The sequence below is a fragment of the Nitrospirota bacterium genome, from assembly GCA_040754395.1.
In the GTDB taxonomy this organism is placed as follows: Bacteria; Nitrospirota; Thermodesulfovibrionia; order Thermodesulfovibrionales; family SM23-35; genus JBFMCL01.
The window spans coordinates 119,569-127,295 of the sequence record JBFMCL010000004.1 but is presented as its reverse complement, the minus strand read 5'-3'; the positions used below and the strand labels follow the sequence as shown (position 1 = coordinate 127,295).

Sequence of the window (7,727 nt, the reverse complement as noted above, 5' to 3'; positions counted from 1 at the left end):
GACGGCTGTACTGCCCCGGTGATACCCTTTCTCATGGTGGTGTCTCCTTTCTTTTGTTGATTCCAGTTCAACCTTAAAAGGATACACCGCCTACTCATCTATTTACACACTTTTTGATTGTACTCCAGATTACGAAAATAGTTGACCAAGACAGCAAGTCAAATCAATTGAAAGCAGACAGTGTAATTCATGAGCTTTTTTCAGAAGTGAAGCCTGTGTCTTTTAACAACGATATATTTCTTAAGGCGAAACGTCGAAAAGAACTCGGTAACCCTCCGGGCAAAGCAAACAGTATCGGTGATGCAGTTAATTGGGAATGGTTGTTGTCTGTTGTACCTGCAAACTCAACGTTAATTGTGCTGAGTGCAGACGGTGATTTTGAATCTGACCTAATAGTTGGCGCTCCAAAAGAATACTTGCAGAGGGAGTGGTTGGCGACAAATGGAGGTAATGTTGAATTATATAAAAATCTGCCTGACTTCTTAAGAAAATATTTTCCAGAAATTAAATTATCTGATGAGATAGATAAGGCCACAGCGATTGAACGACTAGAGCGATCAGGAAATTTCGCAGTGACGCATAAGGCAATAGCAAAATTAATGGAGTACGATGATTATAAAGATGCAGAAGTTATCAGAATTCTAAAAGCGTATACTACAAATAATCAAATTAGATGGATTTTGGGGGATGACGATGTTTTTTCCTTTGCTCAAAAGATCTTGAAATTTGCAAAAAGCGAAGAGGCTCAAACCTTAGTAAGTAATCTAACTGAGATGCTGGAAGAAATAATTCAGAGCAAAGAACCGGACATCGGTATTGAAGCATTTTAAACCCAACCGGCAAATCGAGGCGACAGGGGATAATCTCGAAAAGTTTTCAGGGCTTGGTGGCCCCTGCGCAGTATTATGCGTCTGAACAATGCGAGGCGTTTCAATGTCAATAAAGCGAATTCTAATTGTCTGTCAGGGAAATACTTGCAGGAGTCCGATGGCAGCAGCGATAGCAAGTTCCCTTCTTGGGGCTGCAGCAGAAGTTCAAAGTGCAGGACTAGATACTGCTGATGGGCTACGTCCTACAAACCAAGCTCTAACTGTAATGAAAGAGATGGGATTGGATATAAACCATCATCGCTCTCGATCCTTACGAAGACAAGATTTAACAAGCTTTGATCTGATTATAGCAATGACTCCTAGTATAGTTTCTGAGCTCTGTGCGATGGGAGCAGATTCAAAAAAGATACTTGGTCTTAATATTTCAGACCCTTATGGCGAAAGCATCGAAGTTTATCGAATCACAGCAAATGAGATTTTAGGCGAACTCAAGCAAACGATTAAAAAACACATATGAGGGGCGACCAATGAGTACAGACCCAATAGCATATTTAATGGATGCAATCAAAAGAGTGGAAGCAGGTTCACTTAGTGGTTCCCATGTGGCCGGCATATTTGGAAAGGCAGCAAAGACCTTTGAAAAAGAAGTCCGGTCTTATACATTGTGCGTTCTAAAGAATTGTTCGTTGAACTATGAGACGGACTTGCGCTCAGCCATAAATGGTCCAAATTCGATATCCAAACTTACGCTAGGGAATCTTGTCGCGTTAATTGAGAAGTCCTTAGAACGAAATAAACCTTGTATTGATACCTACGTACCAGGTGGCTGGAAAGTGGTCGAGTTAATTGATGCATTGAAACAAGTAAATAAAGTGTGGGTCGAGGTAAAACATGGCGACGATGTAGACACGCAAGTTTTGCTAGTCCAACTGAAAACGATGCTGAACTTATTTCAACTGATTAGAGCGAAAGATTAATGACAATTACTCATTCGGGAAATTGAGGGACACTTCCGAAATACACAATAAGTCTACCTCTACTTATGATGGTTGGTATTTGGTTTTTTGCCCCACTCGGAATGGCCATAGGAGCGATTCCTTGGGGCGGCAAACTTCTCACAGCTGAAAACTTCAAATCGTTCCTGACATTATGGGCTGGGTTTCCAGTTACGACATGGCTTATGGCACCATACAGCGGAAGCGTTGGTGCAATTTTGCTGACGCCAGCGATAATGACAATACTGACGATTATTGCTGCCTGGAAGAAAAATGAATGATTCAGAAAAGATATAGCTTATAACAAAAGCATCGAGACCGACGACGAATAATGCCTGTCTTTTTCTTCAAATGTGCATAGTGGCGCGGCTCATGCCCAAAGGTCATGAATGAAGATATGAAATATACACATTTCAGCTCAGTTTACAACCATCCCAAAATACTTCTCGTCCTTGCTTTACTATTAATGGCAACGGCAATTGCTGGTCTGCCATTATTACGTATCGAAGCGAAACAGTCCGGATTATTTCAGTGCGACGTTCCTAAAGAAATGTAGATTTCACGGTATGGATGATTCAGTTATTGGATAAAGAAGCAAAGCGTTTGGGTGTGCCCCGGCAATCCATAATCAAAGTGTGGGTAGCAGATCGGCTCGAAAAGGTATCTTAAATAGACCTGGTAATCGGAATAAATAATTATGCATACCTTATTCCTTATGTCGAGGATGCGGAAGAGATATTTCTGAAGACTATTATTCCGAGTAGAAAGGCAACAGACGTATATTTCGGAGGGAAAAATGAAAGATAAATTAACTAAGGAAGAACAAAAAATATTGGACAGCTATGAAAGAGGTGAATGGATTCCGGTCAAGAACCGTGCAAAAAGAAAAGCTGAACTTATGAAATATGCAAGGAACACGTTAAAGAAAGACAAAAGACTGAATATAAGAATTTCCGAAAGAGACCTGACTGAATTGCAGAAAAAGGCAGTAAGCGAGGGATTGCCTTATCAGGCATATATTTCGAGCATAATTCATAAATTTGTGAACGGAAAACTGGTAGAGGCAAAAAATTAGGTTGCTAACGAATCGCTCGTGCGGATATCTGATAGCACTTATTTGACGGTAGAGGTTCTTCTGAAGGATTGCCGTCTCTCATGCCCATTGTAATCACCTGCAGCATTTTGCCGCATAATGTCTTTCCCAGGAGTGCACCAGCCATCTGACCGCAGAATTTTTTTGATCTTCTTTGAGTGAATAAGTTCATTCAGTTCTGCGCTGTCTACCACTCCATATTTACCATTCGTGTAAATGACGGTTATAAGCACGGGTTTACCTTTTCTTCAAAGTTTGTGATGCAATGCGAATTGCTGCTGCAGCCTTCATTGCCCTGTTCGGGCTATTTTTTGTGCCCCACCTGATAATTATAATTTTAGAAATATTTCCAGCGCAGTCAATCCTACCTGAGTAGGAAAAAAATATCAAACATATTTTTTATTCTCTCAGCTGAGCTGCTTTATGAGGGAAAGTCATGTGAATATCTGAGTTTCCGGAATGAGTGAATGCAGCGAACGCGCATGTCAGATATCAGACTGCAACGGCAAATGAGATATATGACACAATATTTGAAGTCGGTTGGTGTATCATAAAGAGGCTGAGATGTGTTCAATAATGCGAATGGTGGTATGATCTGGCAGATGCATTGTTGAGGGGCTCAGGACAGGGATATTTATCTCGGATGGTCGGATATTATCCGGAAATATCTGTGCAGCAGTCTCTGCACATCACGATGCAACTGAAGCGAATGAAGAGAAGGGAAGGGGCATAACCTATGGAACGCGAAGTGATTGATTTCGATGTGGTGTTTGTCGGCGGCGGGCCTGCCAATCTAAGCAGTGCGATTCATTTGGCAAACCTTATTCAGAAATATAATGAAGGTATTGAAAGCGGGAAACAGCAGGGCGAGAGAATTGAGATCGAAGATAAAATTGCGGTTCTCGAAAAAGGCGCATATTTTGGTGCGCATAACATTTCCGGAGCGGTGCTCATTCCTGACGTGCTGAAGGAACTGTTGCCCGACCATGCACAGCTTGAATGCCCTGTCGATGCTGTGGTGAACAGGGAAACCATTTATTTTTTGACCGCAAAAGAAAAGATCAGAGTCCCTTTTACCCCCAATTTCCTGAATAATCACGGCAACTATCTCCTTTCGCTTTCCAGATTTGTCGGCTGGCTTTCCGGGATAGCGGAAAAGAAGAAAATAATGCTTCTTGAGGGAACGGCCGCGGTCGAAATACTTTATGAAGGTGCCAGAGTAACCGGCGTCCGGACGGATGACAAGCGTCTTCTGGAGAATGGCGGATATGAGACCCCCGGATATATTCTGAACTCAAAGGTTGTAGTGCTTGGTGAAGGCAGCAACGGCACCTTGCGCAGGAATCTTGTCGAAACACTGCATCTTCACGAAGGCAGGTCGCCCTCCATATACGAGCTGGGGGTGAAAGAGATTTATGAACTGAAATCCAATCCCATGCAAAAGGGGGAATGCATCCATACGCTCGGATATCCGTTCCGGAAAGGACTTTCCGGTGGCGGATTTCTCTACTGCATTTCAGAGACCCAGGTTGTCATCGGGCTTATCGCGCATCTCAGCTCAGAAGACCCGCAGCTTGACCCGCACAAGGATCTGCAAAAATTTAAACAGCATCCGCTGATTTACGGGATCATCAGAGACGGAAAGCCCACACATTACGGTGCAAGAACGCTTCCCTGCGGAGGGTATTTCTCCATCCCAAAACTTGCCTCCGACGGTATAATGATTACCGGTGACTCTGCGAACCTTGTCGATTCGAGGAAATTGAAAGGGCTCCATACTGCCATGAAGTCGGGAATGATTGCGGCCGAAGTACTCTTTGAGGCGTTCAGGACAAAAGATTTTTCCGAGAGCCGGCTGGCAGGATATGAAGAGAAAATGCGGCAAAGCTGGATATATGCTGATCTCCGGAAGAGCCGTAATTTCACGCCTGCGGCTGCGAAGGGAATTCCTTTTCCGGGAGGGCTGCTTCTCGGAATGCAGTTACTCGCCGGTGGGGCAACACCGTTGGGGGAACTGAAGACAAAACCGGATTACGAGACGACTCTGGACATGAAAAGTTTTTACGGAAGTGCCGCTCCGGAACCTTTGCCAAAAGCCGATGACAGAATTGTGGTGACGAAATTAACCGATGTATACTTCTCCGGCACGTCACACGATGAGAGACAGAAAAGCCATATACTGCTGAAGGATGAAGCAATATGCAGGAAATGCATTGCAGAATATCAATCACCGTGCACGGCGTTCTGCCCTGCCAGCGTGTACGAACTGGAAGAGAACCGAATACAGGTGAATTTCAGCAACTGCATGCACTGCAAGACCTGCGACCTGAAGTGTCCTTTTGAGAATATTGTATGGAACCTGCCGGAGGGAGGCGGCGGACCGAGATACACCCTTCAGTAAGCGAAGTCTTTTCACGTCTCCGATTATATGCGCATCTGCGATTTGTGGAAAAATGCCGTAACCCCACTTGCTCTTGACAGCGCATTTATGCAAAATAGTAGAAGTCGTAACACCTTCCCGTATGTGCTTTTAAATAATGATGGCGAAACTTACCTATAAACAGGCCGGTGTGGATATTGATGAGGGAGAGAGATTTGTCAGCCTTATCTCTCCGGTCGTCAGAAAGACTTTCAGGCCGGAGGTTTTGACCGGAATCGGTTCCTTCAGCTCGCTTTTTCAGCTCGATCTAAGGAAATACAAACGCCCTGTGCTTGTCAGCGGAACTGACGGAGTCGGAACGAAACTGAAAATCGCCTTTATGACGAACAGGCATGATACTGTCGGGATAGACCTCGTTGCGATGTGTGTCAATGATATTCTTACATGTGGCGCTGAGCCGTTGTTTTTCCTTGATTATTTCGCGACCGGAAAACTTGTGTCAGCCAGGGCGGCAGCAGTGATTAGGGGTATCGTAAAAGGATGCAGGGAGGCAGGGTGTTCATTGGTGGGAGGGGAAACAGCCGAGATGCCGGGCTTTTATGCAGAAGGAGAATATGATCTTTCGGGATTCGCGGTAGGTATTGTGGAAAAAAGCAAAATAATCGACGGATCCAAGATCAAAGAGGGCGATATGGTGGTCGGGCTTGCATCAAATGGCCTGCACAGCAACGGCTATTCACTGGTCAGAAGGCTTTTTTTTGATGCCCAAAAAATGCATGTCGATACCTATGTGCCTGAACTCGGTTCAGTGCTCGGAAAGGAACTTCTGAAACCCACCAGGATTTATGTGAATGCATTCAGGAGGCTGGCAGGGAACGTGAAGATAAAGGGAATGGCGCACATTACAGGGGGCGGTATTCCGGGGAACCTCCCGAGGATATTGCCCGGAGGAGTATATGCGGAAATTACAGAGGGTTCATGGCCTGTCCATCAGATTTTCAGGATGGTGCAAGACATCGGAAGCGTCCCTGAAGCCGACATGAAAAGAACTTTCAATATGGGAATCGGGTATGTTATGGTAGTGTCCAGAAGCACAGCTGATGAAGCTGTGGACCTGCTCAGAAAATCAGGATATCCAGCCTTTGTAATCGGACGTATTGGAAAAGGAGGTAAGGGTGTTCGATATTCACAAAATTAAGGGTATGTTCAAGAAAGCGTTTACCCCCGTCACAATCATGCTGGTCCCTCACAGCAAAGCAAGGCCGGTCAATCTAAAAATCCCCTTTATAGGTATCTTCGCTTCAGTCATTTTCTTTTTTTTCGGAATCGTATATGTGTTTTCAATCGCGGTAAATACGTTTGAATACTATCGGATGAAAGACAACCTTGCCTATTATTCCCATGAGTTCACTGAACTGAAATCCACGATTCATACGCTGAAAAATGCAGAAGTTGAGTTTAACAGGCTCTTTTCGCTGGGAACAAAGGAGGAAGTTCTTGAGAGCATCAATGCTTCTGATAGCGGTTCTCTTGATATGGAAAACTTAAAGCATCAGATTAATATAACTGCTGAAACTGTAAGTGAAATAAAAGATTATTTGAAGATTCAAAAAGACATTTACCTGGCAACTCCAAGAGGGATGCCGGTGGCGGGTGCGATATCTTCTTCTTACGGGAAAAGGAAGAATCCGAGGACTGGAGGAGACGATTATCATACCGGGATAGACATTTCAACCAGTTCTGGTGACCCTGTGAGGGCGACGGCAGATGGCATCGTCAGTTTTTCAGGGTGGAACGGCGGCAGCGGAAATCTTGTTGTGCTCGAGCATGGGCACGGGTATTCGACCTTTTATGCGCACAACAAGGCTCTATCAGTAAAAGTCGGGCAAAAGGTCAGAAAGGGCGATGTGATCGGGTACGTCGGTTCAACAGGGTACTCTACAGGGCCGCATGTGCATTATGAGATATGGAAAAACGGGAACCCGGTAAATCCTGCCGAGTATATGAAGGAGGGGTCGTAATGTTTCATAAAAACACGGAAAAACTGGAATCATTGGTTGGAGTGAACTCAACCTTTAAAGGAGATATCGATACCAAAGGCACTCTCAGGATCGACGGAAGAATGGAAGGCAATGTCAATGCCGATTGGGTGATCCTCGGAGACAAAGCCTCTCTGAAAGGAGATATCGCTGCAAGAGGTATCATAGTGGCAGGCGTGATTGAAGGAAATCTGAGGGCGAAGGAAATTGTTGAGATAAAGGCCAAGGGACGCGTTGCCGGGGATATTCAGACAAGCAAGCTGACCATTATTGAAGGCGGACTGTTTGACGGAAGGTCATCCATGTCCAGGGAAGAGTCCAAGGTGGTAGAGTTTCAGGCAAAAGGCGGACAGGGATAAAAGGCATAAAAATAATTCGCCGGAAAAAGGA

At 44.6% G+C, this 7,727-nt stretch carries 9 protein-coding genes and 2 pseudogenes; 10 read left to right on the top strand and 1 reads right to left on the bottom strand.

Annotation, left to right across the window (positions count from 1 at the left end; genetic code table 11):
• The first annotated feature begins 167 nt into the window (after nucleotides 1-167).
• From AB1552_03515 to AB1552_03490, 6 genes and pseudogenes are all read left to right on the top strand, one after another.
• Nucleotides 168-830 carry a hypothetical protein gene (locus tag AB1552_03515; GenBank protein MEW6052843.1) on the top strand — a complete coding sequence of 221 codons (663 nt, stop codon included), beginning with the start codon at nucleotides 168-170 and terminating at the stop codon, nucleotides 828-830.
• Between the two features lie 88 nt (nucleotides 831-918).
• Nucleotides 919-1,347 carry a low molecular weight protein arginine phosphatase gene (locus tag AB1552_03510; GenBank protein MEW6052842.1) on the top strand — a complete coding sequence of 143 codons (429 nt, stop codon included), beginning with the start codon at nucleotides 919-921 and terminating at the stop codon, nucleotides 1,345-1,347.
• Nucleotides 1,348-1,357: 10 nt separating this feature from the next.
• A complete protein-coding gene (locus AB1552_03505; GenBank protein ID MEW6052841.1) occupies nucleotides 1,358-1,807 on the top strand; it encodes a hypothetical protein in 450 nt (149 codons plus the stop codon).
• Nucleotides 1,808-2,374: 567 nt separating this feature from the next.
• Nucleotides 2,375-2,494, top strand: a pseudogene (locus tag AB1552_03500) (CopG family transcriptional regulator).
• A gap of 9 nt (nucleotides 2,495-2,503) precedes the next feature.
• Nucleotides 2,504-2,632 (top strand): annotated as a pseudogene (locus tag AB1552_03495) (toxin).
• Entirely contained in the window at nucleotides 2,622-2,900 is a 279-nt protein-coding gene (locus AB1552_03490; GenBank protein MEW6052840.1) for an antitoxin, read from the top strand. Before AB1552_03495 ends, AB1552_03490 begins: the two are co-directional and overlap by 11 nt.
• A gap of 38 nt (nucleotides 2,901-2,938) precedes the next feature.
• Here the strand turns inward: AB1552_03490 and AB1552_03485 are convergent, their stop codons facing one another.
• Entirely contained in the window at nucleotides 2,939-3,151 is a 213-nt protein-coding gene (locus tag AB1552_03485) for a GSU3473 family protein (protein ID MEW6052839.1), read from the bottom strand.
• Nucleotides 3,152-3,654: 503 nt separating this feature from the next.
• On the opposite strand from AB1552_03485, the gene AB1552_03480 reads away from it, so the two are divergent.
• From AB1552_03480 to AB1552_03465, 4 genes are all read left to right on the top strand, one after another.
• Complete coding sequence (locus tag AB1552_03480; protein MEW6052838.1) at nucleotides 3,655-5,319, top strand: electron-transfer flavoprotein:ubiquinone oxidoreductase; 1,665 nt, start codon at nucleotides 3,655-3,657, stop codon at nucleotides 5,317-5,319.
• 139 nt (nucleotides 5,320-5,458) lie between these two features.
• The gene (gene purM, locus AB1552_03475; protein MEW6052837.1) at nucleotides 5,459-6,496 is read left to right on the top strand and encodes a phosphoribosylformylglycinamidine cyclo-ligase; all 1,038 of its coding nucleotides are present in this window, start codon (nucleotides 5,459-5,461) and stop codon (nucleotides 6,494-6,496) included.
• Nucleotides 6,474-7,319 carry a M23 family metallopeptidase gene (locus AB1552_03470; protein ID MEW6052836.1) on the top strand — a complete coding sequence of 282 codons (846 nt, stop codon included), beginning with the start codon at nucleotides 6,474-6,476 and terminating at the stop codon, nucleotides 7,317-7,319. Before purM ends, AB1552_03470 begins: the two co-directional genes overlap by 23 nt.
• Complete coding sequence (locus tag AB1552_03465; GenBank protein MEW6052835.1) at nucleotides 7,319-7,696, top strand: polymer-forming cytoskeletal protein; 378 nt, start codon at nucleotides 7,319-7,321, stop codon at nucleotides 7,694-7,696. Before AB1552_03470 ends, AB1552_03465 begins: the two co-directional genes overlap by 1 nt.
• Nucleotides 7,697-7,727: the final 31 nt, after the last annotated feature.

Coding starts and splice junctions, on each gene's coding strand:
- purM (MEW6052837.1), top strand. CDS start 5,459: ATGGCGAAACTTACCTATAAACAGGCCGGTGTGGATATTGATGAGGGA.
- AB1552_03505 (MEW6052841.1), top strand. CDS start 1,358: ATGAGTACAGACCCAATAGCATATTTAATGGATGCAATCAAAAGAGTG.
- AB1552_03465 (MEW6052835.1), top strand. CDS start 7,319: ATGTTTCATAAAAACACGGAAAAACTGGAATCATTGGTTGGAGTGAAC.
- AB1552_03510 (MEW6052842.1), top strand. CDS start 919: ATGCGAGGCGTTTCAATGTCAATAAAGCGAATTCTAATTGTCTGTCAG.
- AB1552_03480 (MEW6052838.1), top strand. CDS start 3,655: ATGGAACGCGAAGTGATTGATTTCGATGTGGTGTTTGTCGGCGGCGGG.
- AB1552_03490 (MEW6052840.1), top strand. CDS start 2,622: ATGAAAGATAAATTAACTAAGGAAGAACAAAAAATATTGGACAGCTAT.